We start from the raw sequence: 23987 nt of genomic DNA, 5'->3' as shown, positions 1-23987 counted from the left end.
GTCCAGACGTGTGCACCCCACGTCGCCACCAGCAGGAAGGAACCGACATGACCGTCGAACAACGCCAACCGGCAGGAAACCGTGACATGGACCGCCGTACCGTCTTGCGCGGCATTACTGGCCTGGGCGTTTCTGCCGCCACAATCACCATTCTCGCTGCGTGTGGCGCTGGCCAGCCTGCCGCGCCGAAAGTGGACCAGGCCGCGGTGATCGCTGCCGTTAAAAAAGCTGTTTCTGAAGGAAAAGCCCCCGTTGGTGGGGCAGCTTTCATCGAAGAGCCCGCTCTTGTGGTGACCCAACCCAAAAAGGGTAGCTACATGGTGTTCTCGAGCGTCTGCACGCATGACGGGGGCATCATTGACCAAATGTCCGATGATGGAAAGCTGGTCTGCCCCAAGCACGGTGCGCAATATGACCCAGCTACCGGACAGCCAGTTGCTGGCCCCGCGCCTGCAGCACTGCAGAAATTCGACGTACCGGTCGCGTGAGTGACCCAACCCACTACCGGCCCCGCCCTGGAGAAATCCCCACAGATCCGGGCGTTTACCGGTTCCGTGACCCCGAGGGAAGGGTCATTTATGTCGGCAAAGCAAAATCGCTGCGGCCTCGCCTGTCGAGTTACTTCCAAGACCTGACACAGCTACACCCGCGCACCCGCACGATGGTGACAACAGCCAGCCGTGTCGAGTGGACGGTGGTATCCAATGAGGTCGAGGCGCTCCAACTTGAATACTCGTGGATCAAAGAGTTCGATCCACGATTCAACGTCAAATACCGCGATGACAAGTCCTACCCCTATCTCGCGGTCACGATGGCTGAGAAATTCCCGCGCGCCCTGGTTATGCGCGGAAACAAGAAAAAAGGCAACCGCTACTTCGGGCCGTACACCCACGCCTGGGCGATCCGGGAAACTCTCGATCTCCTCCTACGTGTGTTTCCAGTGCGTACCTGCAGTGCGGGGGTTTTTCGCCGGGCCGAAGCATCAGGGCGGCCATGCCTATTCGGGTACATCGACAAATGCGCAGCACCGTGCGTTGGGCGAGTCAACGAAGAATCACATCGTGAGCTGGCCGAAGACCTGTGTGACTTCCTCGAAGGAAACTCGGACAAGTTCGTCACCCGGCTAGAGAAAAAAATGCGTGCCGCGGCCGCCGATCTTGACTTCGAACAGGCAGCCCGCCTGCGAGACCATGTCGCCGCACTCAAAACAGCACTAGCGAAAACCGCTGTGGTGTTGGGAGACGCGACAGATGCTGACGTATTCGGCCTGGCAGGCGATGACCTAGAAGTGTCAGTCCAGGTGTTCCATGTTCGAGGTGGTCGAATAAAAGGGCAACGAGGCTGGGTTGCCGAACGGCAAGACGAAGACGATGGCCGTATCGTGGAGCACCTACTCCAACGCATCTATGGCGGTGAAGCTGGAGAAGTAGTACCCCACGAAGTATTGGTCCCGGCACTTCCTGCTGACGATGAAGTGCTCCGCGCCTGGATGGGGGAGCGGCGCGGCGCCAACGTGGCTCTGCGCATCCCCCAACGCGGCGACAAAAAAGCCCTCCTAGAGACGGTAACGCGCAATGCCGAGCAGGCTCTAGCCCGGCACAAACTCACCCGCGCAGGTGACCTCACTAACCGCAGTCGCGCATTGCAGGAACTCCAAGATGCCATCGGTCTGGATGAGGCTCCGCTGCGCATCGAGTGCTACGACATCTCCCACATCCAAGGGACGAATGTGGTGGGCTCAATGGTCGTTTTCGAAGATGGCCTTCCCCGCAAGTCGGAATACCGACGATTCGTTATTCGTGGCACAGGGCGAAACCCAACCCCCGTGGATTCCAACGCTTCTGGCCCCACTCCTGTGGCGGGGTTGGGCCCTGAGGTGGGTAATGATGACACTGCTGCGATGCGGGAAGTTCTGCAACGGCGTTTCACCCGCCGTGAGCGGGAACGCGCCGCACGAGCCCCATCTATCGACGAACAAGCATTGACGCCTACCGCTTCGGCGGCAGAGGCCGTGAACTTTGACACACGAGATGAACTCACACTTGACCGGTGCGGTAGACCGATAGCAGGAGCTGGGACAGCTGCTTGTGCCTCGGCGCCAACGAAGTTCGCCTACAGCCCTCAGCTTGTAGTGGTTGACGGGGGGCTGCCTCAGGTGCGGGCGGCGCAAGAAGCTCTTGATGAAATCGGCGTTGATGATGTCGTCGTTGTCGGCCTGGCGAAACGACTGGAAGAGATCTGGCTACCCGACGATGATTTTCCGATCGTGTTACCGCGCACGAGTGAAGGGCTGTTTCTGCTGCAGCGCTTGCGTGATGAAGCGCACCGATTCGCAATCACATTCCATCGGCAACGGCGCAGTACAGCGATGACGCGTAGCGCCCTGGATGGCATCCCTGGTTTGGGAGAAAGTAAGCGTAAGGCGCTTCTGTCGCATTTCGGTTCGGTGAAACGCATACGTGAAGCAACCCCTGAAGAGCTGACAGCGGTGAAAGGAATTGGCCCCAAGCTGGCAGAGGTGATTGTCACCGCGCTTGCAGCGAACACACCGGATCCCAGCATCAATACCGTGACCGGCGAAGTTTCCTGAAATAGACCCAGCACAGTTCTCGCCGCGAGTGGTGGTGTGTGTCAAGGTTGAAGGGGGAGTGCATCATTGCTGCAAATGATGCTGATGCGGCCGATTCATGAGTGCGGGGGCTCATACGGTGGTGTCGAGGGAAAATGGCAGTGCGTCAAGGATGGGGGAAATCATGAGTTCTGAACCAACGTTTATGGGGGAAGGACACCCACCGGGAGAGAACGCCCTGGATGAAGGCATGCCGTTTGTCATCTTGACCGGTATGAGCGGGGCAGGCCGTAGCACTGCGGCCCGGAGCATGGAAGATCTCGGCTGGTACGTAGTGGACAACCTTCCGCCAGAGATGCTTTCTGAGCTGGGGCGCCTTATGGCTCGCCCATCGAGCACGGTGCGTAGGCTCGCAGTTGTTGCCGACGTGCGGTCGATGGAGTTTTTCGATGCATTGTTCTCGGCTCTGATGCGGCTGCGTGAGGCAGGCATCAATCCTCGGATTATTTTCTTTGATGCTGATGATGAATCGTTGGTGAGGCGTTTTGAGAGTGTGCGTCGTCCGCACCCGTTGCAGGGGGAGGGGCGGCTGCTTGACGGTATCCAGGCGGAGCGGGCTCGACTGGCGGATTTGCGGTCTGTATCAGATCTGGTTGTGGACACCTCTGGTTTGAATGTGCATCAGTTGTCGGCCAAGGTGCGGTCGATGATTGCCGAGGCCACGCAGGTGCGGCTGCGTATGGCAGTGGTGTCTTTCGGGTTCAAGTACGGGGTTCCGTTGGATGCGGACGTGGTATTTGATATGCGCTTTTTACCCAATCCGTTCTGGATTCCGGAGTTGCGCCCGTTCAATGGGCTTGATGCACCGGTGTCGGAGTATGTGTTGTCTCGTCCAGGGGCGGTGGAGTTCTTGGAGCGGTTGGACAGTGTGCTGCAGGTCATGATTGAGGGGTATTTGTCTGAAGGGCGCCGGTATGTCACTGTCGCCATTGGCTGTACGGGCGGTAAGCACCGTTCAGTGGCGGTGGCTCAGGCGTTGAGTGACCGTATCGGGACGGCGGAGGTGTCTGTGATGACGTTTCATCGCGATCTGGGGCGCGAGTGAGCATTGGGGATCCACGCGTTGTGGCGTTGGGGGGTGGCCATGGGTTGGCTGCATCGTTGGGGGCGTTGCGCCATGTGACCGATGAGATCACGGCAGTGGTGACGGTTGCTGATGATGGCGGCTCCAGTGGTCGTTTGCGGCGTGAGTATGAAGTGTTACCGCCGGGTGATCTGCGGATGGCGGTTGCTGCATTGTGTGATGACACGGCGGAGGGACGTCGGTGGCGTCAGGTGCTGCAGCATCGGTATGGGGCTGGCGGTGCATTAGAGGGCCATGCGGCGGGGAATTTGCTCATCCTGACGTTGTGGGATCTGCTGGATGACCCAGTTGCGGGGCTGGATGCGTTGGTGCGTCTGGTTGATGCTCGTGGACGAGTTTTGCCAATGGCGGGGGTGCCGTTGGTGATTGAGGCCGATGTGACTGATTTGGTGCCTGAAGATCCGCAGGCGTCGGTGTTGCTGCGGGGGCAGGTGTCCGTAGCGAAGACGAGCGGTCAGGTGGCTTCGGTGCGTCTTGATCCGGCGGATCCTCCGGCGTGCCCAGAGGCGTTGGCTGCGATTGATCAGGCAGATTGGGTGATTCTTGGGCCTGGTTCGTGGTTTACGTCGGTGATGCCGCACATGTTGGTGCCGCAGTTGCGGGCTGCGCTGTGTCAAACTTCGGCTAAACGTGTGTTGACGTTGAATTTGTCGCCGGGCACGGGCGAGACGAGTGGGTATACGGCTGCGCGGCATATTGAGTCGCTGGCGGCCTATGCGCCGGGGTTCCGGGTGGATGCGGTGTTGGCGGATCCAGCTGCGGTTGATGACGAGGAAGCGCTGCGGGACGCGGCGGCTGAGCTGGGAGCCACGGTGGTGTTGACGCGGTTGGCCTCCAGTGAGTCTGCTGAGGTGCATGACACGTTGCGGTTGGCTGCGGCGTATCGGGACTTGTTTGCCTGAGTGGGTTTTGTTGGGTTTTGCGTGTTTGGGGTGCTTCTGCGTGCTCTAAGGGGTGCTTGACCCGGGTGGCAGGATTGTCGACATGGCGATGACCGCGAAGGTGAAGGACGAGTTGAGTCGGCTGAACGTGACTAAGCCGTGCTGCCGAAAGGCAGAGGTGAGTGCTTTGTTGAGGTTCACAGGGGGGTTACATCTCGTCTCGGGGCAGGTGGTGATTGAGGCTGAGGTGGATACGGCAGCTAGTGCCCGGCGGCTGCATGCGGTGTTGGGTGAGTTGTATGGGGTGCAGTCGCGGTTCATGGTGGTTGCTGCCGGTGGTTTGCATCGTTCTACGCGGTATGTGGTGCAGGTGCATGAGGGTGGTGCGGCGGTTGCGCGGCAGACAGGGTTGATTGATGTGCGGGGCCGCCCGGTGCGGGGGTTGCCGCCGCGGGTGGTGAATGGGTCGACGTGTGATGCGGAGGCTGCTTGGCGGGGCGCGTTTTTGGCGCATGGGTCGCTGACGGAGCCGGGGCGGTCGAGTTCGTTGGAGATCACCAGTCCGGGGCCAGAAGTTGCGTTGGCGATGGTGGGTGCGGCCCGCCGGCTGGGTATCGCGGTCAAGGCCCGTGAGGTGCGCGGTGTGGATCGGGTAGTGATCCGTGATGGTGACGCTATTGGGGCGATGTTGACGCGGATGGGTGCCCATGATGCTGTCTTGGCGTGGGAAGAGCGGCGGGTGCGTCGGGAAGTTCGGGCCACAGCGAACCGGTTGGCTAATTTTGATGACGCGAATTTGCGCAGATCCGCGCGGGCGGCGGTGGCTGCGGGGGCGCGGGTGCGTCGTGCGTTGGAAATTTTGGGCGATGACGTTCCGGATCATCTGAAGGCTGCTGGGGAGCTGCGGTTGGCGCATAAGCAGGCGAGTTTGGAGGAGCTGGGTGGTTTGGCTCAGCCTCCGATGACCAAGGATGCTGTCGCTGGCCGTATTCGGCGGTTGTTGGCGATGGCGGATAAGAGGGCTGCGTCGTTGGGTATACCGAATACCGAGTCTGCTTTGAATGAGGAGACAGTTGATTCCTGATCGGGAATCTCATCTGATTTTGCAGCTCAGGCGCAAATTGTTGCGAAAAGGAGAGAGACGAAAGTCTCTATCTCGCAGGTAAGGATTTTGGGCGACGTGCTCATGGCATAGGCTCGGAGTGTCGCACGCAGGTGTGCGACTCGAACGGAATCTCCCATCGAGTGTGCGTGCGACGGGCCGTATGGCTTGCTCTACGCATATTTCGGTGAATTTCACTGCTCTGTAAGGAACAGTGGGGAGATATACGCGTTGAACACTGTGAGGGGTGCGCCGGAAGGTTTTCTCACAGTGGTCGCCCGTTTCGGGTCCACGCTGATGACGTGCCCGCACCGTTCATAGACAACGCTTCCAGGAAGGTTCACCTGTGACTGTTCGCGTAGGTATCAACGGATTTGGCCGTATTGGCCGCAACTTCTTCCGTGCTGTCGCCGCATCTGGCGCCGATGTCGAGATCGTTGCGGTCAACGACCTCACCGACAACAAGACGCTCGCCCACCTGCTCAAGTACGACTCGATCCTGGGGCGTTTCCCGCAGGACGTCACCTACGACGAGTCCTCGATCACCGTTGGCGGTAAGACCATCAAGGTTTTCGAAGAGCGCGACCCGGCCAATCTGGACTGGGCTTCTGTTGGCGCGGACATCGTGATCGAGTCCACGGGTCGTTTCACCAAGGCTGAGGACGCTAAGAAGCACCTCACCGGTGGTGCGAAGAAGGTCATCATCTCCGCTCCGGCGAAGAACGAAGACATCACCATCGTCATGGGTGTTAACGACGGTGACTACGACGCTGCCAAGCACACCATCATCTCGAACGCTTCGTGCACGACGAACTGCCTGGCCCCGATGGCCAAGGTCCTCAACGAGGCCGTAGGTATCGAGAAGGGTCTGATGACGACGGTGCACGCATACACCGCCGACCAGAACCTGCAGGACGGCCCGCACAGCGACCTGCGTCGTTCCCGCGCTGCAGCCCTGAACATTGTCCCGACCAAGACGGGTGCCGCTTCTGCGGTGGCGCTGGTTCTGCCGGAGCTGAAGGGCAAGTTCGACGGCTACGCCCTGCGTGTTCCCACACCGACGGGTTCGGCCACCGACCTCACCTTCGAGGCTGGCAAGGAAACCACGGTTGAGGAGATCAACGCTGCGGTCAAGGCTGCCGCGGAGGGCCCGCTCAAGGGCATCCTGTCCTACACCGAGGACCCGATCGTTTCCAAGGACATTGAGACCGACCCGCACTCCTGCATCTTCGACGCTGGTTTGACCAAGGTTATCGGCAACCAGGTGAAGGTTGTCGGCTGGTACGACAATGAGTGGGGTTACTCGAACCGTCTCGTGGACCTAACCACGCTGGTCGGCAAGTCGCTCTGACGTCGATTCTCATCGATGTGGCGTGGCACGGAGTGGCTGATCACGTCATCGTCTCCGTCGCTTCGCATTGACTTCGCGCGTGCGCCGGGTGGCCGGAATCCCGGTCGCCCGGCGCACGCGTCGTTGTCTGGGCTCGTTCCGGTGTGGATGCGGGCTTGATCTACCTGAACTTTGCATCGTCTGGCTCGTGGTGTTGTCCATGTGGTCGGGCTCTGAAGGAGTGAATGCGTATGAAGACCACCGAGGAGCTCATTAACTCGGGTGTGAGCGGTAAGCGCGTGCTGGTTCGTAGCGACTTGAACGTGCCGCTGGATGAATCCCGCAACATCACTGATGACGGTCGTGTGCGGGCATCGATCCCCACGATTAAGGCGCTGGCTGATGCGGGTGCGCGGGTTATTGTGGTGGCTCACTTGGGGCGTCCAAAGGGCACGCCAGAGGAAAAGTACTCGCTTAAGCCGGTAGTGGGGCGTTTGAGTGAGCTGCTTGGTTTGGATGTCGCGTTCGCTGAGGACACGGTGGGTGACTCTGCTGCCAGCGTTGTTGCTGGATTGCAGGATGGCCAGGTCGCGTTGTTGGAGAACCTGCGTTTCAACGCTGGTGAGACAAGCAAAGACGAGGCTGAGCGAGGAGCATTCGCCGACAAGCTTGCCGCGTTGGCTGACGCATATGTTTCTGATGGCTTCGGTGTGGTTCACCGTAAGCAGGCCTCGGTGTATGACATTGCGACGCGACTTCCTGCGTACGCCGGTGGGTTGGTGCGTTCTGAGGTTGAGGTGCTTAAGCGCTTGACCGAGGAGCCTGCGCGTCCGTACGCAGTGGTGTTGGGTGGCGCAAAGGTTGCCGACAAGCTGGCCGTCATTGAGAAACTGATGAAGACCGCGGATCGTCTGATCATCGGTGGCGGTATGGCGTACACGTTCCAGGCTGCTCGTGGTTTCGAGGTGGGTAAGAGCCTGCTCGACCCAGAGAAGATCGAGGCGTGTAAGGGCTTCATCGAGGCTGCCGAGGCCAACGGTGTCGAGCTGGTGTTGCCGGTTGACACGCGGATCGCTCCGGAGTTCGGTGAGGATGGACCGATTTCGGTGGTTTCTTCTGAGGAAATCCCTGCCGATCAGATGGGTCTTGATATTGGTCCTGAGACGGAGAAGTTGTTTGCTTCCAAGCTCGAGGACTGCAAAACCATTTTCTGGAATGGGCCGATGGGTGCCTTCGAGATGGGGTCGTTCGCTGGTGGCACCAAAGCCGTTGCAGCTGCGCTTGTTGAGACGACCAAGAGTGGCGCGTTGACGGTTGTCGGTGGTGGTGATTCGGCTGCTGCTGTGCGGAGCCTGGGCTTCTCTGACAACGACTTCGGTCACATTTCTACCGGTGGTGGCGCCAGCCTCGAGTACCTCGAAGGTAAGGCGCTGCCGGGTATCGAGATTCTTTCTAAGTAAGTAGCTTCCTCTTTGTGCGGTGGCCCCGATTGGTGGCCACCGCACAAAGACGCCCCGGTTCCCTGGGCAGCAATACCCCCTTTTTTCGTTGTAACAGAGTCGTGTTCGAGGAGAGAGATGAGCAACCGTACGCCCCTGATGGCGGGCAACTGGAAGATGAACCTGGACCACCAGCAGGGCGCCCACTTGGTACAGAAGCTTGACTGGGCGTTGAAGGACGCCAAGCACGACTTTGAGGCGGTAGAGGTCGCAGTTGTGCCGCCTTTCACTGACATCCGCACAGTCCAGACCCTCGTTGAGGGCGACAACATGAAGCTGGCTTATGGTGCGCAGGACATCTCTGAGCACGATGGTGGCGCCTACACCGGTGAAATCTCAGGTGACATGCTCAAAGCGCTGGGATGCACGTACGTTCTGGTTGGGCACAGCGAGCGTCGCGAATACCACCACGAGAGTGATGAGCTGCTGAACCGTAAGGTGAAGGCGGTCTACCGTCACGGCCTTACGCCTATTTTGTGCTGCGGTGAGGCTCTTGAGGTTCGTAAAGAGAACCGTCAGGTCGAGCATGTTCTGGGCCAGATTGAAGCGGACCTGGCCGGTATCCCGGTGGAGCAGGTTAAGAGCATTGTTATTGCTTACGAACCCATTTGGGCTATTGGTACTGGCGAGGTTGCTACACCAGCCGATGCTCAGGAGGTCTGCGCAGCGATCCGTGGCAAGCTCGCGGAGCTGTACGACCAGCAGACTGCTGAAGCTGTACGTGTTTTGTACGGCGGTTCGGTCAAGGCCGGTAATGTCGTGGAGATCATGGCGCAGCCCGATGTTGATGGCGCGCTTGTTGGTGGCGCTTCGTTGAAGGCAGAGGATTTCACACCGATTTGCACCTACCAGCAGTCTGGCAACTGAGCCTGAACTGTTTGAGGTTAAGCGTTTCTGAGCGGCCTCGTCGCTGCAAGCGCAGGTTGTGCTGCGTCTGCAGCGACGTGATCGCCTACACTCATGAGTGGATTGGGCACCGCCGTGCCCGCTGTACCGTCAAGCTTGGCAGGTCAGGAGTACCGCATGGACATTCTCTCGATCGTTCTCAAGGTTGTGCTGGTCATCACGAGTTTGTTCCTCACCGTTCTGATCCTCATGCACAAGGGGCAGGGTGGCGGCGTCTCCGAGATGTTCGGTGGTGCCATGCACGCAACTGTGGGTGGCTCGTCGGTGGCTGAACGTAACCTCAACCGCTACACGATTCTTATTGCGTTGGTGTGGCTGGCATCGATCGTTGGGCTTGGGCTTATTACACGTTTCGCCGGTTAGGTGGTTTTCGCCCAGCTGTAACACATAGGGTGGGGCCCAGCCTTGAAGGTTGGGCCCCACCCTATTTTGCTGCTGTTAGACGGGGGAGTGTCTGTGCTGCTGCGGGGTGATGGTGACTTCGGGCAGGCCGAGTCGGAGTGCTTCGGCGTAGGGTTCGTCGGCATCGAGTCGGGAGAGCTCGTCAGCGAGGCTCTCGTCGTCGTTTCGCCGAGGCAGGGAGATACAGCGTTCGGGTTCACCGGGGTGGGTGATGTATCCGGTGGCACCGTCGGGGCGGAGGAGTTGGGTGGTTCCGGATGGGCGTTCGAGGGTTACTCCGTAGATTCCTTCTTGATCTGTGGTGGTGAGCAGCTGCACCGGCACTTGTAGCCGTACTTGGAGCCACGCGGCGAGTAGGTGTGCAGAGGCTGAGTCAGGGTTGCCGGTGACTGTTGCTGCGGTGACGTTTTCGTGTGGTGGTTGTTCCATCAGTGAGGCGAGTACTCCGCGCCATCTGGTGGTGCGGGTCCAGGCGAGGTCAGTGTCGCCGGGGTGGTAGTGCTCGGCGCGGTGATGCATGGAGCTGATGGATTCTTTTTGTGCTTGAGCGTCGGTGATGCGCCGTTGCGCTAGGACACCGATGGGGTCGGCAGCGACGTTATGAGGGGCGGTGCGGGGCCACCAGGCCACGATGGGGGAGTCGGCTAATAGGAGGGGAAGGACGACAGCTGAGCCGTGTTCGGTGAGTTCGCCGTAAAGCTTCAAAACAACGATTTCGCTTGCTCCGGCGTCTCCGCCGATGCGCACTTCGGCGTCAACTTTGTTTCGGCTGTTCGGGTTTCCTGAAACCACCACGATGATGCGGCTGGGGTGTTGGCGGGTGGCGTTTTGGGCTTCGTGGAGTACGGGTTCGAGTGTTTCTTCTTCGGTGATGACCACGAGGGTCATAACCCGGCCTAACGCCATGGCACCGTTGTTTTCGCGTACGGAGATGATGCGTTTAGCAACGGCGGGGATAGAGGTGTCGGGCAGTTCGATGATCATGGCATCCTCCACTGACGGCCGTCGCGTTCGAGCAGCTCATGTGCGCTCTTGGGCCCCCATGCCCCGGGGGTGTATTGCTCTGGACGAGTGGTGCTGTTTTCCCAGTGTGTGGTGATGGGATCGAGAATTTTCCAGGAGAGCTCGACTTCTTCGTGGCGAGGGAACAGGGGTGGGTCGCCGATAAGGGCGTCGAGGATGAGGCGTTCGTACGCTTCGGGACTGGACTCGGTGAAGGCGCGCCCGTATCCGAAGTCCATGGTGACGTCGCGGACTTCCATTTGATCTCCGGGTACTTTGGCGCCGAATCGCAAGGTGATGCCTTCGTCGGGTTGGACGCGGATGACGATGGCGTTGGCGCCGAGTTCTCCGGTGGCGGTTTGGTCGAAGGGCAGATGCGGTGCTTTGCGGAAAACGACTGCGACTTCGGTGACGCGTTTGGCGAGGCGTTTTCCGGTGCGCAGGTAGAAGGGCACACCGGCCCAGCGGCGGGTAGCGACTTCGAGTTTGACGGCAGCGAATGTTTCGGTGTGGGAGGAGGGGTTGACGCCTTCTTCATCGAGGTATGCCGCGACGTGTTCGGAACCTTGCCACCCGGCTGCGTATTGGCCTCGTGCGGTGCATTCTTCGATGGGGCCGGGGATGATGACGCTGGCTAGGGCTTTTTCTTTTTCGGTGCGTAGGTGGTCGGCGTCGAAGGCGATGGGCTCTTCCATGGCGGTGAGGGCCAGGAGCTGGAGGAGGTGGTTTTGGATGACGTCGCGGGCGGCACCGATTCCGTCGTAGTAGCCGGCGCGCCCGCCGATGCCGATGTCTTCGGCCATGGTGATTTGGACGTGGTCGACGTAGTGGGCGTTCCAGATGGGTTCGAACATTTGGTTCGCGAATCGAAGCGCCAGGATGTTTTGTACGGTTTCTTTGCCGAGGTAGTGGTCGATGCGGAAGATCGAGTCTGGTGGGAAGACGTCGGATATAACGCGGTCGAGTTCGCGTGCGGATTCGAGGTCGTGGCCGAAGGGTTTTTCGATGACGACGCGGCGCCAGCCGTCGCTGTCGTCGGCGAGGCCGGTTTTGTGCAGGAGTCCGCAGACTTTTGCGAATGCGTTGGGTGGGATGGATAGGTAGAAGGCGTGGTTGCCGCCGGTGCCGCGTTCGGTATCGGCAGCAACCACGACCTCACTGAGTCGGTGGAAGGATTCTTCGTCGTCGAAGGCGCCGGTGACGAACCGGAAACCGCCGACGAGTTGGTCCCAGGTTTCTGACCGGAAGGGAGTGCGCGAGTGGGCCTGCACTGACTCCTTCACGAATTGGGCGAATTGGTTGTCGTCCCAGTCGCGGCGGCCAAATCCGATCAGGCTGAATCCGGCGGGTAGGAGGCCGCGGTTTGCCAGGTCGTAGATGGCTGGTAGGAGTTTTTTGCGGGATAGGTCTCCGGTGACTCCGAACATGACTAGGCTGCAGGGCCCAGCGATGCGGGGGAGTCGTTTATCTCGAGGGTCGCGGAGGGGATTCCCCGCTGCAGGCTCTCGCGCTGAACTCACTTGCTCTTGGCCTCCAGTTCACTGGTGAGGGAGTCCAGGAGTTCGGTCCAGGACTTCTCGAATTTTTCGACGCCTTCCTTTTCGAGCTTGGTGACGACCTCGTCGTAGGAGATTCCGAGGGCGGCGAGCTTGTCGAGGGTGGCTTGGGAGTCTTCGTAGCTGCCAGCGATGGCGTTGGCGCGGACCTTGCCGTGGTCGGCGACAGCTTCGAGGGTTTTGCCGGGCATGGTGTTGACCGTGTGTGGTGCGGCGAGGTCGACCACGTACATGGTGTCGTCGTATTCGGGATTTTTCACACCGGTGGATGCCCACAGTGCGCGTTGTTTGTTTGCGCCTGCTGCTTCGAGGACGTCCCAGCGGCTGGTGGCGAAGGCTTCTTCGAAAACTTGGTAGGCCAGGCGTGCGTTGGCGATTGCTGCTTTTCCGCGCAGAGCGAGTGCTTCGTCGGTGCCGATCTTTTCGAGTCGAGGGTCGATTTCGGTGTCGACGCGGCTGACGAAGAAAGATGCCACGGAGTGGATCTTGCTGATGTCTTTGCCTGCCTCCTTGGCTTTCTCGATGCCTTCGATGAAGGCTGCCAGGACTCCGCGGTATTGGTCGAGAGAGAAGATAAGGGTGACGTTGACGGAGATGCCTTCGGCAAGGACGGCTGTGATGGCTGGTAGGCCCGCTGTGGTGGCGGGGATTTTGATCATCACGTTTTCGCGGTCGACGGTGGCGTAGAGCTTTTTGGCCATGTCGACGGTGGCGTCAGTTTCGTGGGCCAGGCGTGGGTCGACCTCGATGGAGACGCGTCCGTCTTTGCCGCCGGTGGCGTCGTAGATGGGTTTGAGGACGTCGCAGGCGTTGCGGACGTCGTCTGTGGTGATGGCGAAGACGGCATCGTCAACGGGGGTGTTGGCGGCGGCCAGTTGTGCTACCTGGTCGGCGTAGGCTTCGCCGTTGGATAGTGCGGTGGCGAAGATTGTGGGGTTGGTGGTTACGCCTACTACGCCAGATTCGTCGATGAGTTTTTGCAGGTTTCCGCTGGAGATGAGGGTGCGGGAGAGGTCATCGAGCCAGACGGAGACGCCGGCGTCGGCGAGGGCTTTGATGTTGCTGTTGATGGTCATGTGAATCAGTTTCCTTCTACTGCAGCGATGGACTCTTTGGCAGCCGCAACGACTGCTTCGGTAGTGATGCCGAACTCGCGGTAGAGCGTGGCGCTGTCGGCGGATGCGCCGAAGTGGTCGATGCCGATGATGCGTCCGGCGTCTCCGACGATGGTGCGCCACAGGGCTGGGTGTGCGGCTTCGACGGCGACGCGTGCTTTTACGTCGGTGGGGATGACGCTTTCGCGGTAGGACTTCTCTTGTGCTTCGAACCATTCGAGGCAGGGGGCAGAGACGATGCGTGCTTTGATGCCTTCAGCGGAGAGCTGTTCGGCTGCTTGGACTGCTAGATGCAGTTCGGAGCCGGTGCCGATGATGACCACGTCGGGGGTGCCGTCGGTGTCAGCGAGGACGTATGCGCCCTTGGCGACTCCTTCGGCGGAGGCGAAGCGAGTGCGGTCCAGGGTGGGCATTGCTTGACGGGATAGGACGATGCCGGTGGCGCGTCGGTTTTCGAGGATTGTGCGCCAGGCGATGGCGGTTTCGTTGGCGTCGCCGGGGCGGACTACGTCTAGTTGAGGAATGAGGCGTAGTGAGGGGAGGTGTTCGATGGGTTGGTGGGTGGGGCCGTCTTCGCCGAGCCCGATGGAGTCGTGGGTCCAGACGAAGGTGGCGGGGATGTCTTGCAGCGCGGCCAGGCGAACAGCAGGGCGCATGTAGTCCGAGAAGGTCAGGAAGGTGCCGCCGTAGGGGCGGGTGAGTCCGGACAAGGCGATGCCGTTGAGGATCATGCCCATACCGTTTTCACGGATGCCGAAGTGGAGGGTGCGGCCGTATTTGGTGCCGGAGAATTTGCTGGTGGAGTGTTCGGCGGGGATGAAGCTGGGTTGGCCGTCCATGGTGGTGTTGTTGGATCCGGCTAGGTCGGCTGATCCGCCCCATAGTTCGGGCATCACGTCGGCGAGTGCGGAAAGGATTTTCCCGGAGGCTGCGCGGGTGGCGAGGCCTTTTTCGGATGCTTCGAAGACGGGGAATGCTTCGGCGAATCCATCGGGGAGTTTGTGGTCGATGAGGCGCTGGAGGAATGCGGCGCGTTCGGGGTTGGCTGTTTTCCAGGCGTCGTAGCGTCCTTGCCATTCTTCGCGGGCTTTGGCGCCTTTGGTGGCGAAGGATTCGCGGGTGTGGGTGATGACGTCGTTGTCGACTTCGAAGGTTTTTTCAGGGTCGAAGCCGAGCAGTTTCTTCATGTTGGCGATTTCGTCGGCGCCGAGTGCGGAGCCGTGTGATGCGCCAGTGTCCTGCTTGGTTGGTGCGGGCCAGGAGATGATTGTGCGCAGGATGACGATGGTGGGTTTGTCGGTGACTTTTTTGCCGTCGTTGATAGCTGCGGCGAGGGCGTCGACATCTTCGACGTATTCGGAGGAGATGTTTTCTCCGCGCCAGTCGACGTGGCGGACATCCCAGCCGTAGGACTCGTAGCGTTGGGCGACGTCTTCGGTGAAGGAGATGTCGGTGCGGTCCTCAATTGAGATGAGGTTTTGGTCGTAGATGAGGGTGAGGTTGCCCAGTTGTTGGGTTCCGGCCAGGGAGCAGGCTTCGCTGGCGACGCCTTCTTGTAGACATCCGTCTCCGGCGAGGACGTAGATGTGGTGGTCGAAGGGGCTGGTTCCTTCGGGAGCGTCGGGGTCGAGCAGGCCGCGGAGGCGGCGTTGTTCGAAGGCCATTCCGACGGCGGTGGCTAGGCCTGAGCCGAGGGGGCCGGTGGTTACTTCAACGCCGTCGGTGTGGTGGAACTCGGGGTGGCCGGGGGTTTTGGAGCCCCAGGTGCGTAGGGCTTTGATGTCTTCGAGTTCCAGGCCGATGCCTGCCTGGTAGAGGGCGATGTACTGGGTGAGGCTGGAGTGTCCTGCGGAGAGAACGAATCGGTCGCGTCCGAGCCAGTGAGTATCGGACGGGTCGTAGTTCATGATGTCGTGGTAGAGCAGGTATGCGACCGGTGCCAGTGAGACGGCTGAGCCCGGGTGGCCGTCTCCTTTGTGCTGTACCGCGTCGGCGGCGAGGATTTTTGCTGTGTCGACGGCACGGCGGTCGGTGTTGTTCCAGCCGAGGGCGTCAGCTTTCAGCGGCTGCAACGAGGCGTCGCGTGTTGTAGCCGTGGAGTTTTCACTCATATTCAAGGTGCTCCTGATCCAAATCGTTGATGCAGGTGAGGCGTGGTCAGCGGGTTGGTGGCGCGGACCTTCTGCAACACCGGATGAGACACGGTTGTTCCCGGGGCGGGTGCCTTGCGGGTTTCCTCTTTGACCCTATCGGCGCGTGTCGCAGCGCTCTTCACATTGTCGTGTGTTGTTCGCGGCACCGAGGTGACTTTGTGGGCTTTAGTACACAAGGTGTGGGGTGTTGGCGACGAGGTTGGGGGGTCTGGGGCCTCGATGTGATCTGAGCCGCGTATGCTGGCCGTTGATCCGGCCCTTGGGTGGAGTGATCCTCATCACGTGCGGCAAAGTAGAAAGCCGCCGTGAATGGTCTGTGCGAGGCTTCGTGCCTTTGCCTTTGGCGCCGCCCTGTTTCTCACATTGAAGGACACCGTGACTGCTATACAACCTCGAGCGAATTCGGCTCCCGGAGGGGATACCTCGCGGTCGTGGCGGCAGGTTCTGCGTGACTATGTCTCGTTGACGAAGCCGCGCATTATCGAGCTGCTGCTTGTGACGACGTTTCCCGTGATGTTCCTTGCTGAGCGGGGGGTGCCGTCTGTCGGTTTGATCGCGGCGACTTTGGTGGGGGGAACGCTGGCGGCGGCGTCGTCGAACGTTTTCAACTGTTATTTGGATCGCGACATCGATCGTTTGATGCATCGTACTGAGAATCGCCCGTTGGCTACGGGTGCGGTTTCGGAGCGTGGCGCGCTTGTTTTCGCGGTGTTGTTGGGCGTGGCTGCGGTAGTGACGTTGGTGTGGTTCGTCAATGTGTTGTCGGCGGCGCTGGCGTTGACTGCGCTTTTTTTGTATGTGGTGTTTTACACGATGGTGTTGAAGCGTCGGACGGCGCAGAACATTGTGTGGGGTGGCGCTGCTGGGTGCATGCCGGTACTGATTGCCTGGGCTGCGGTGACGAACTCTATTGGCTGGGTTCCAATCATTCTTTTCTTGGTGGTGTTTTTCTGGACGCCGCCGCATTACTGGCCGTTGTCGATGCGTTTTAAAGACGATTACGCAGCGGCGGGTGTTCCGATGTTGCCGGTGGTGGCGCGAGATGTGTCAGTGGCGCGTCAGGTGGTTGTGTACGCCTGGGCGACTGTTGCTGTTTCGTTGGCGCTAATCCCGGTGGCCCCGATGGGGTGGGTGTATTCAGTGACGGCGGTGGCTTCAGGGGCGTTGTTCATCCGGGAATCGCACATGCTGTTGAAGCGGGCGAAGGATCCAGAGAACACCACGTTGGCTGCGTTGAAACCGATGCGGTTGTTCCATTTTTCGATTAGCTATTTGACGTTGCTGTTTGTTGGTGTGGCTGTAGATCCGCTGATTTTTGTGCCGCTTGGCCTGTGAAGGCCAGCGGCATCTAGGTCACTTCGTGACGTCCGCTGCCTGGGGTGGGGTAGCGGACGTTTTTATTGCTGCGGGGTGGGGTCGCAGTGTCATGTATGCCCAGGTGACTGAGGCGGTCAAGACCGCTGCGAGGGTCATGTGAGCCAGCACGAGACCTTCGGGTACGGCCAGGAGGTATTGGGTGTATCCGAGCAGGCCTTGCAGGATGGTCACGGCCAGGACGGCGCTCCAGGCGCGGCGGGGGCCGTGGTCAGGGCTGCAGAGGTACACCGCGACGAGCATGCCGATCACGAGGCCCAGGAATGCGGTCACGAAGTCGGCGTGCAACCACGAGACTGCCCGAATGTCGAAGTTGAGGCGGGCAGGTGTGGCTGCGTCGCCGGAGTGGGGCCCTGACCCGGTGACAACGGTTCCGAGGATGAGTACGACGGTGTAGATGGCGATGATGGCGCGTCCGAGGATGGTAACGGGGCGGGGGAAGGTGCTGCTGGGGCGGTTTTCGTTGACGTATCGGACAACGAGCAGGGTGGCTGCGGTAACGAGAATCATCGAGGCGAGGAAGTGGAATGCCACGGTGGCTGGATTCAGGCCAGTCAGGACAGTGATTCCACCGACGATGGCTTGGGCGAGGACGCCGAGAAGGATAACCGTGGCTGGGGCGAGGTAGCCGCGTCCGCGGAGGTATTTGTAGGCTGCGACGACGACGGCGACAGCCAGGGCAGAGAGCACGAAGGTCAGTGTGCGGTTCCCGAATTCAATGTATTTGTGGAAGCCTTCGGGTTGGGTGGCGGTGGGCACGAATGAGCCAGGGGTGCATTGGGGCCAGGTGGAGCATCCCAGTCCTGATTTGGTGAGGCGGACCAGCCCTCCAGTGACGACGATGCCCATCTCGGCGATGAGGTTGGCGATGAGGAGGGGAAATATCCAGCGGGGGTCGGTGCTGGCTGCTGGGGGTGTGGGGGAGTTGTGTGTCTGGGTCACGCTGCAGACTCTACGGGGTGGGTTCAGGTGGAGTATGTGGCGTGTTGCGCGGGTCGGGAGTGATTACTGCGCTGAAACTGCGCTCTTGGGTGCGTTTGCAGCTGCGGTCCCAATGGGCAGTCCCTGGCCCTGGTCTCTGTTCTTATGACTGTGCAAGAAAGTGTGGAGGTACCCAGGTGTCCTCCACGCTTTCTTGGTGAAAAGGATCAGGCTGCGCTGATTTTTTCACCATGTACACCGTAGTTTTGAGTTTGAGAGCAGGCTCCCTAGAGCGCAGCTCCTTAATTGCGGTAGTTGGGTTTCGCGTAGAGTCGATATTTCCCTCGATTTAGCGGCTGACATTAATGGTTGTGACGGTGGTGCAGCTTGAGCGCTTATTGATGAGGCGAGCTTAGTGTCTGTGTCACGGACGTGTCTGTAGGCGGCGACCAGTTTCATATGCGGGTGTTGTAGTGCTTGCTGCCGCAACAGTTGTGCTGGTCCGGCTGGTTAGTCGGACCAGCGGAAGAAGTGCGCGGCTGCCCATGTGGCCAGTGTGGCCCATGCGGCGAGCAGGATGAGTGCGGTGGGGTCTGTCATGTTGTTGAGGAGGGCTGCGCGACTGCTTTCGCCCAGGGCTGCAGCGGGTAGCCAGGAGATGACAGGGGCGAGCCATGTAGGAAGGAGGGCGGGTGGGAACAGGACGCCACCGAGGCCAACGAGGAGCACCCAAATGAGGTTGGCCAGGGCGAGCACGGCTTCGGCGCGCAGGGTTCCGGCCAGCAGGAGGGCGAAGGCAACGAAGCACCAGGTGCCGAGGATCCAGGTTGGCACGAAAAGGAGAAAGCTGAGTGGTTCAGGGCGCCAGCCCAGCGCGAGAGCGGCTGCGGAGATGATGAGGAGTTGGATGATTTCCAGGGTGAGTACGGCGATAGCTTTGGCCCAGATGAGTCCAGTGCGGCCCAGGGGAGTGACGCCCAGGTAGCGCAGTACGCCATTGCGTCTGTCGAATCCGGTGGAGATTGCTTGGCCGGTGAAGGCGGTGGAGGTGATGGCTAGGGCGAGTACGCCGGGGGTGATGAGGTTGATGGGGGTGTGGTTGGTGGCGTGCGAGGTGGGCAGGTTGATGTAGGTGAACGCAGCTAGGGCCAGCAGGGGAAGGATGAGTGAGACGAGGAGCTGTTCGCCGTTGCGTAGCAGGGTGCCTAGTTCGAAGCGTGCGTGAGAAAGGATGATGGTGCGGCGGGGCGCAGGGCCGCAGGGAGTGGTGGTTGTGACGCTCATGCGGAGTCTTCCGTGGTTGTGGGGGCGTTGATCCATTGCTGGGATGTGAAGCTGCGGTGCTGGCGTGGGGTGAGGTTGAAGAAGGCGTTTTCGAGGGTGTCGTTTCCGGCGATGTGCTGGACAGTTCCGTCGGCGACGACGGTGCCTTCGTTCATGACGACGACGTGGTCGGCGAGGCGTTCGGCTTCTTCGAAGGAGTGGGTGGTGATGATGACGCACACGCCTGCGTTGCGTAGCTCGGTGACTAAGTCCCAGACGTCGAGGCGGGCGTGGGGATCTAGGCCGGCCGCGGGTTCGTCGAGGAAGAGGACGCGGGGGCGGCCGATGATGGCGGCGGCCAGGGCCAGGCGTCGGCGTTGTCCGCCGGAGAGACGTCGGACGGTGGTTTTTTCGAAGCTGGTTAGGTCGAGACGGTCGGCGAGTTCGGCCGGGGGGATGGGGTTGCGGTAGAGGTTGGCGAGGTGGCGTAGGAGTCTGCCGCTGGTGACGGTGTTGGGTAGGCCGCCGTCTTGGAGCATGACGCCTACGCGGGCGCGGTGTTCGGGGTCGGCGGTGAGGGGGTTGGTTTCCAGGACGCGGACGGTTCCGGAGGTGGGGGTTTGGAGGCCTTCGAGGCATTCCATGGTGGTGGTTTTTCCGGAGCCGTTAGGGCCTAGGACGGTGGTGATGGCTCCGGGGTTTGCTGACCAGGTGGCGTCGACTACGGCTGTGGTTGTTCCGAATTGTTTGACGAGGTGCTGTACGAGCACGGCTGGACGTGACACGTGCCGGAGTCTATCTGCGGGGCGTACTGAGGGTCGGTTGTTGCGGCCTGTTGCATGCGGGTTAGGTGACCCTTCTTTGCTGGTTTCCAGAATTAAGCAAGAATGATGTTGCGTTTATCGCTGGGGTGTCTCGACAGTTCCGATCCGTCAGGGGGTTATGGCTATGGATGAAGCATCCACGTCTCGTCCTGCTGCCCGGGCGGAAACTGCTCGCGCAACAGGCGCGGGTACCCGCGAACAGGTATTACGCCGCATCGTTGAAAACGGCCCTATTACCGCAGCACAGATCGCTGAAGACCTACAGCTCACTCCGGCAGCGGTGCGCCGTCACCTGACTGCCCTGGAAGAAGAGCAGTTCATTGCGGGCAGTGAAACCAACATCTCTGGGCGAGGTCGAGGTCGACCAGCCCGCGTATATGTGGTGACGGACGCGGCACACCGCAGCCTTGACGCCGCCTACGACGACATCGCACGAGCAGCCTTGCGATTTTTAAGCACCCGCTTGGGCCCTGAAGCGGTGGAGGAGTTCGCTGCTCAGCGAGCAGCGGATCTTGTTGCCACGCTAGCGCCGCAGGTAGAGAAAGCCGGCCCGGACCCGATTAGCCGCGCCGTGGCATTGGCGGAGGCACTGACGGACGCTGGGTTCGCTGCAACTGCCCGCTCTGTGCAAGGCCCGGTGCCTGCAGGGTCAACGAGCGACGATATCGCCACAGCGGGGGTGCAATTGTGCCAGGGGCACTGCCCGGTGCAAACGGTTGCGGCCGAGTATCAGTCGTTGTGTGATGCCGAAGCAGCGGCATTCGCTGATCTTTTGGGCGTTCACGTGCAGCGCCTTTCCACGCTGGCTGGTGGTGGCCACGTGTGCACCACATTTGTCCCTGCAATCAGGGTGCATCGTTCTTCCGGCGCAGATGTGTGCCGCACTTCTACACCGCGCGCAGTGCGAGCTCACGGGTCGCAGACACGCAGCAATCACGAGATAAAAGATGATGAAAGGACTCCGCGATGAGCACCAACATCGAAGAGCTCAATCCGGGCCTGAAGGATCTTGGCCGGTATGAGTTCGGCTGGGCCGACAGCGACGCAGCCGGGGCAAGTGCTCGACGGGGCTTGAATGAAGATGTCGTCACTGACATCTCGAAACGCAAGAACGAGCCTGCATGGATGGAAAAACTGCGTCTGAAGGCGCTACGCCTGTTCGATAAGAAACCCATGCCTGCGTGGGGTGCTGACCTGACAGGTATCGACTTCCAGAACATCAAGTACTTCGTTAAATCAACGGAGAAGCAGGCCACCACGTGGGACGATCTGCCTGAAGACATCAAAGCTACCTACGACAAGCTGGGCATCCCGGAGGCGGAGAAGCAGCGTCTGGTGGCAGGTGTAGCCGCGCAGTATGAATCTGAGGTTGTCTACCACCAGATTCGTGAAGACCTTGAAGAAAAAGGTGTCATCTTCGTCGACACGGACACCGGCTTGCGTGAGCACGAAGAACTTTTCAAGGAGTACTTCGGCTCGGTCATTCCTGCCGGTGACAACAAGTTCGCGGCACTGAACACGGCCGTGTGGTCCGGTGGATCGTTTATCTACGTGCCCCCGGGTGTGCACGTGGATATCCCGCTGCAGGCGTACTTCCGCATCAACACGGAAAACATGGGCCAGTTTGAGCGCACGCTGATCATTGCTGACGAGGGCTCTTACGTGCACTATGTCGAGGGCTGCACCGCCCCGATCTACAAGACTGATTCGCTGCACTCCGCGGTGGTCGAGATCGTTGTCAAAAAGGATGCGCGTGTGCGCTACACGACCATCCAGAACTGGTCCAACAACGTCTACAACCTCGTCACCAAACGCGCCACCTGTGAAGCAGGCGCCACGATGGAATGGGTCGACGGGAACATCGGCTCCAAAGTGACGATGAAATACCCGGCTGTGTGGCTGCTCGGTGAGCACGCCCAAGGCGAGACATTGTCGATCGCGTTCGCTGGCGAAGGCCAACACCAAGACACCGGTTCCAAGATGGTGCACGCCGCCCCGAACACCTCAAGCAACATCATCAGCAAATCCGTTGCCCGTGGCGGTGGTCGCGCTTCGTACCGAGGTCTCGTCCAGGTGGATGAGGGCGCGCACGGCTCTAAATCGACCGTCAAGTGTGACGCCTTGCTGGTTGACCTCATCAGCCGCTCGGACACCTATCCGTACGTCGACATCCGTGAAGACGATGTCCAGATGGGGCACGAAGCGACTGTTTCCAAGGTCAGCGAAGACCAGTTGTTCTACCTCATGTCCCGAGGCCTGACCGAGGACGAAGCCATGGCCGTGATTGTGCGCGGGTTCGTTGAGCCCATCGCGCGTGAGCTGCCCATGGAGTACGCCCTTGAGCTGAACCGTCTCATCGAGCTGCAGATGGAAGGAGCCGTCGGCTGATGCCGCTCGTCACCCCAGAAACCGTAACGCCCTCCACGGGGCAAGGCTTTGTTCCGGAGCAGTCCCGCGCTGAGCGCACACGTTCGTTTGCTCCGTCTGACTTCTCCGTTCCGCATGGGCGTGAAGAAGACTGGCGCTTCACCCCGGTTGATCGCCTCGGTGATTTCTTCGCCGAAGGTGAAGCATGCGTACCACCCCAGGTGCCCACTGACCTTCCTGAGGGTGTCACTGCCTCGATTGTGACCCTGGAAGAGGCGCGTGAGCTGGGCGCCCAGCCTGGTGGAGACCGTGCTGCCGCGGTCACCGCATCCCGAGCTGGCGCAGTGCTGCGCATCGACATCCCCGCTGATGTTGATGTCACTGAGCCGATCCGTGTGCCCACCGTGGGGCAGGGTCAGGCAGTGTTCTCGCACCTGCTCGTCACGGCGGGACGGCATTCGCGTGCTCGTCTTGTGCTGCGGCACACCGGCTCGGCACGTTTGGGCTCTTTGGTGTCAATTGTTACTGGCGATGGCGCCGACCTGTCAGTGGTGTCACTGCAGGAATGGGATGACGACGCCGTTCACCTTGCACAGCACGACGTGGTCGTGGGGCGTGATGCCTCGGTGCGGCACATCGCGGTGAGCTTGTCCGGCAAGATCGTGCGGGTCAACACGAACGCCACGTACGCCGGAACCGGTGGCCGTTTTGAAGGCTTGGGCGTGTATTTCGCTGATGCCGGTCAACACCTCGAACACCGTCTTTACGTCGACCACTCTGAGCCGCACTGCTACTCCAACGTGGAGTACAAAGGCGCCCTGCAGGGCGAGGAAGCCCACACTGTGTGGGTGGGGGATGTGCTCATCCGCGCCGCAGCTGAAGGCACCGAGACGTACGAGATGAACCGCAACCTTGTTCTTACTGATGGGCCGCGCGCGGACTCCGTTCCCAACTTGGAGATCGAGACCGGTGAAATCGTCGGTGCCGGGCATGCTTCCACAACCGGACGTTTCGATGATGAACAACTCTTCTACCTGATGAGCCGCGGCATCGCAGAAGACGAAGCACGCCGCATGATTGTCCATGCCTTCTTTGCTGAGGTCATCAAGAAGATCGGTATCGATGAGGTCGTGGATCGACTCACCGCAGCAATTGAGGTTGAGCTGGAGGCATCTGCGCGCATCAAAGCTGAGCAGGAGTCACAGGCATGAGCGAGGCGTTCGAACTTGTCTGCTCAGTGGCGGACCTACCCGAAGTCGGTGGCGCACCGGCAGTTGTCGGTGACATACGCATGGCAATCGTCCGCGATGAAGACGGCCAGGTACATGCGATTGATGAGCTGTGCACGCACGGTGCGGTCAGTCTCGCTGAGGGTGATGTTGAAGGCTGTGAGGTCGAGTGCTGGCTTCACGGTGCCCGCTTCGATCTGCGCTCGGGCCAGCCGCAGTGCCCTCCCGCGTTCGCGCCGGTGGGCGTGTATGCGGTTCGGGTGATGGACGAGAACGTGTACGTCGACCCCACCCGCCGCATCAACGCTTGATTTCTGCGTTCCCCAGCACATGCGGGGACGCACCTTTTG

General features: G+C 60.3%; 21 protein-coding genes. 14 read left to right on the top strand and 7 right to left on the bottom strand.

Going from position 1 to position 23987, the window contains the following annotated elements; translation table 11 throughout:
* The first annotated feature begins 47 nt into the window (after positions 1-47).
* The 9 genes from DXZ77_RS05370 (at position 48) to secG (ending at position 9794) form a co-directional block, all read left to right on the top strand.
* Positions 48-488, top strand: coding sequence for a Rieske (2Fe-2S) protein (locus DXZ77_RS05370; protein ID WP_181816039.1), 441 nt, complete (start codon positions 48-50; stop codon positions 486-488).
* The gene (gene uvrC / locus DXZ77_RS05365; RefSeq protein WP_115030525.1) at positions 485-2590 is read left to right on the top strand and encodes an excinuclease ABC subunit UvrC; all 2106 of its coding nucleotides are present in this window, start codon (positions 485-487) and stop codon (positions 2588-2590) included. Before DXZ77_RS05370 ends, uvrC begins: the two co-directional genes overlap by 4 nt.
* 184 nt (positions 2591-2774) lie before the next feature.
* Entirely contained in the window at positions 2775-3674 is a 900-nt protein-coding gene (rapZ, locus tag DXZ77_RS05360) for an RNase adapter RapZ (RefSeq protein ID WP_115032615.1), read from the top strand.
* 2 nt (positions 3675-3676) lie between these two features.
* On the top strand, positions 3677-4615 hold the full coding sequence (locus tag DXZ77_RS05355) for a gluconeogenesis factor YvcK family protein (RefSeq protein ID WP_115032613.1): 939 nt from the start codon (positions 3677-3679) through the stop codon (positions 4613-4615).
* Between the two features lie 82 nt (positions 4616-4697).
* Positions 4698-5678, top strand: coding sequence for a DNA-binding protein WhiA (whiA, locus tag DXZ77_RS05350; RefSeq protein ID WP_115032612.1), 981 nt, complete (start codon positions 4698-4700; stop codon positions 5676-5678).
* 364 nt (positions 5679-6042) lie between these two features.
* On the top strand, positions 6043-7047 hold the full coding sequence (gene gap, locus DXZ77_RS05345; protein WP_115030524.1) for a type I glyceraldehyde-3-phosphate dehydrogenase: 1005 nt from the start codon (positions 6043-6045) through the stop codon (positions 7045-7047).
* A 230-nt stretch (positions 7048-7277) separates the two neighbouring features.
* On the top strand, positions 7278-8486 hold the full coding sequence (locus DXZ77_RS05340; RefSeq protein WP_115030523.1) for a phosphoglycerate kinase: 1209 nt from the start codon (positions 7278-7280) through the stop codon (positions 8484-8486).
* 117 nt (positions 8487-8603) lie between these two features.
* Complete coding sequence (gene tpiA, locus DXZ77_RS05335) at positions 8604-9392, top strand: triose-phosphate isomerase (RefSeq protein WP_115030522.1); 789 nt, start codon at positions 8604-8606, stop codon at positions 9390-9392.
* Positions 9393-9548: 156 nt separating this feature from the next.
* Entirely contained in the window at positions 9549-9794 is a 246-nt protein-coding gene (gene secG, locus DXZ77_RS05330; protein ID WP_028326324.1) for a preprotein translocase subunit SecG, read from the top strand.
* Positions 9795-9869: 75 nt separating this feature from the next.
* On the opposite strand, the gene DXZ77_RS05325 is transcribed toward secG, so the two are convergent.
* Genes DXZ77_RS05325 through tkt form a run of 4 tightly spaced genes read right to left on the bottom strand, consistent with a single transcriptional unit; the run spans position 9870 to position 15617 of the window.
* Positions 9870-10817 (bottom strand): glucose-6-phosphate dehydrogenase assembly protein OpcA, encoded by a 948-nt coding sequence (locus DXZ77_RS05325; protein WP_115030521.1) that lies wholly within the window; start codon positions 10815-10817, stop codon positions 9870-9872.
* On the bottom strand, positions 10814-12355 hold the full coding sequence (zwf, locus tag DXZ77_RS05320) for a glucose-6-phosphate dehydrogenase (RefSeq protein WP_115030520.1): 1542 nt from the start codon (positions 12353-12355) through the stop codon (positions 10814-10816). Before zwf ends, DXZ77_RS05325 begins: the two co-directional genes overlap by 4 nt.
* Positions 12352-13467, bottom strand: coding sequence for a transaldolase (gene tal / locus DXZ77_RS05315; RefSeq protein WP_115030519.1), 1116 nt, complete (start codon positions 13465-13467; stop codon positions 12352-12354). Before tal ends, zwf begins: the two co-directional genes overlap by 4 nt.
* Positions 13468-13472: 5 nt before the next feature.
* Entirely contained in the window at positions 13473-15617 is a 2145-nt protein-coding gene (gene tkt / locus DXZ77_RS05310; RefSeq protein WP_115030518.1) for a transketolase, read from the bottom strand.
* A gap of 417 nt (positions 15618-16034) precedes the next feature.
* Here tkt and DXZ77_RS05305 point away from each other — a divergent pair, with 417 nt between their 5' ends.
* Positions 16035-16994: a heme o synthase gene (locus DXZ77_RS05305; protein ID WP_258553150.1), complete on the top strand. Its 960-nt coding sequence runs from the start codon at positions 16035-16037 to the stop codon at positions 16992-16994.
* Positions 16995-17012: 18 nt separating this feature from the next.
* Here DXZ77_RS05305 and DXZ77_RS05300 read toward each other — a convergent pair whose 3' ends face one another.
* From DXZ77_RS05300 to DXZ77_RS05290, 3 genes are all read right to left on the bottom strand, one after another.
* On the bottom strand, positions 17013-17975 hold the full coding sequence (locus tag DXZ77_RS05300; RefSeq protein ID WP_258553149.1) for a COX15/CtaA family protein: 963 nt from the start codon (positions 17973-17975) through the stop codon (positions 17013-17015).
* 489 nt (positions 17976-18464) lie between these two features.
* Positions 18465-19238: an ABC transporter permease gene (locus DXZ77_RS05295; protein WP_115030516.1), complete on the bottom strand. Its 774-nt coding sequence runs from the start codon at positions 19236-19238 to the stop codon at positions 18465-18467.
* Positions 19235-20002 (bottom strand): ABC transporter ATP-binding protein, encoded by a 768-nt coding sequence (locus tag DXZ77_RS05290; RefSeq protein WP_258553148.1) that lies wholly within the window; start codon positions 20000-20002, stop codon positions 19235-19237. Before DXZ77_RS05290 ends, DXZ77_RS05295 begins: the two co-directional genes overlap by 4 nt.
* A gap of 163 nt (positions 20003-20165) precedes the next feature.
* Between DXZ77_RS05290 and DXZ77_RS05285 the strand changes: the two genes are divergently transcribed.
* From DXZ77_RS05285 to DXZ77_RS05270, 4 genes are read left to right on the top strand one after another with little or no spacing between them, the layout of a single operon-like run.
* A complete protein-coding gene (locus DXZ77_RS05285; protein ID WP_115032606.1) occupies positions 20166-21011 on the top strand; it encodes a helix-turn-helix transcriptional regulator in 846 nt (281 codons plus the stop codon).
* Positions 21008-22429 (top strand): Fe-S cluster assembly protein SufB, encoded by a 1422-nt coding sequence (sufB, locus tag DXZ77_RS05280; protein WP_028326316.1) that lies wholly within the window; start codon positions 21008-21010, stop codon positions 22427-22429. The genes DXZ77_RS05285 and sufB overlap by 4 nt, the downstream gene beginning before the upstream one ends.
* Positions 22429-23619 carry a Fe-S cluster assembly protein SufD gene (gene sufD, locus DXZ77_RS05275; protein WP_115030515.1) on the top strand — a complete coding sequence of 397 codons (1191 nt, stop codon included), beginning with the start codon at positions 22429-22431 and terminating at the stop codon, positions 23617-23619. Before sufB ends, sufD begins: the two co-directional genes overlap by 1 nt.
* On the top strand, positions 23616-23948 hold the full coding sequence (locus tag DXZ77_RS05270) for a non-heme iron oxygenase ferredoxin subunit (RefSeq protein WP_115030514.1): 333 nt from the start codon (positions 23616-23618) through the stop codon (positions 23946-23948). The genes sufD and DXZ77_RS05270 overlap by 4 nt, the downstream gene beginning before the upstream one ends.
* Positions 23949-23987 lie beyond the last annotated feature (39 nt).

Origin of the sequence: Dermatophilus congolensis, from assembly GCF_900447215.1 — a bacterium.
Classification (GTDB): Bacteria; Actinomycetota; Actinomycetes; order Actinomycetales; family Dermatophilaceae; genus Dermatophilus; species Dermatophilus congolensis_A.
Note: the sequence above shows the minus strand (reverse complement) of the source record. Positions and strands in the feature narration are given on the sequence as shown.

Coding starts and splice junctions, on each gene's coding strand:
- DXZ77_RS05370 (WP_181816039.1), top strand. CDS start 48: ATGACCGTCGAACAACGCCAACCGGCAGGAAACCGTGACATGGACCGC.
- rapZ (WP_115032615.1), top strand. CDS start 2,775: ATGGGGGAAGGACACCCACCGGGAGAGAACGCCCTGGATGAAGGCATG.
- whiA (WP_115032612.1), top strand. CDS start 4,698: ATGGCGATGACCGCGAAGGTGAAGGACGAGTTGAGTCGGCTGAACGTG.
- DXZ77_RS05340 (WP_115030523.1), top strand. CDS start 7,278: ATGAAGACCACCGAGGAGCTCATTAACTCGGGTGTGAGCGGTAAGCGC.
- tpiA (WP_115030522.1), top strand. CDS start 8,604: ATGAGCAACCGTACGCCCCTGATGGCGGGCAACTGGAAGATGAACCTG.
- secG (WP_028326324.1), top strand. CDS start 9,549: ATGGACATTCTCTCGATCGTTCTCAAGGTTGTGCTGGTCATCACGAGT.
- DXZ77_RS05325 (WP_115030521.1), bottom strand. CDS start 10,817: ATGATCATCGAACTGCCCGACACCTCTATCCCCGCCGTTGCTAAACGC.
- tal (WP_115030519.1), bottom strand. CDS start 13,467: ATGACCATCAACAGCAACATCAAAGCCCTCGCCGACGCCGGCGTCTCC.
- tkt (WP_115030518.1), bottom strand. CDS start 15,617: ATGAGTGAAAACTCCACGGCTACAACACGCGACGCCTCGTTGCAGCCG.
- DXZ77_RS05295 (WP_115030516.1), bottom strand. CDS start 19,238: ATGAGCGTCACAACCACCACTCCCTGCGGCCCTGCGCCCCGCCGCACC.
- DXZ77_RS05285 (WP_115032606.1), top strand. CDS start 20,166: ATGGATGAAGCATCCACGTCTCGTCCTGCTGCCCGGGCGGAAACTGCT.
- sufB (WP_028326316.1), top strand. CDS start 21,008: ATGAGCACCAACATCGAAGAGCTCAATCCGGGCCTGAAGGATCTTGGC.
- sufD (WP_115030515.1), top strand. CDS start 22,429: ATGCCGCTCGTCACCCCAGAAACCGTAACGCCCTCCACGGGGCAAGGC.
- DXZ77_RS05270 (WP_115030514.1), top strand. CDS start 23,616: ATGAGCGAGGCGTTCGAACTTGTCTGCTCAGTGGCGGACCTACCCGAA.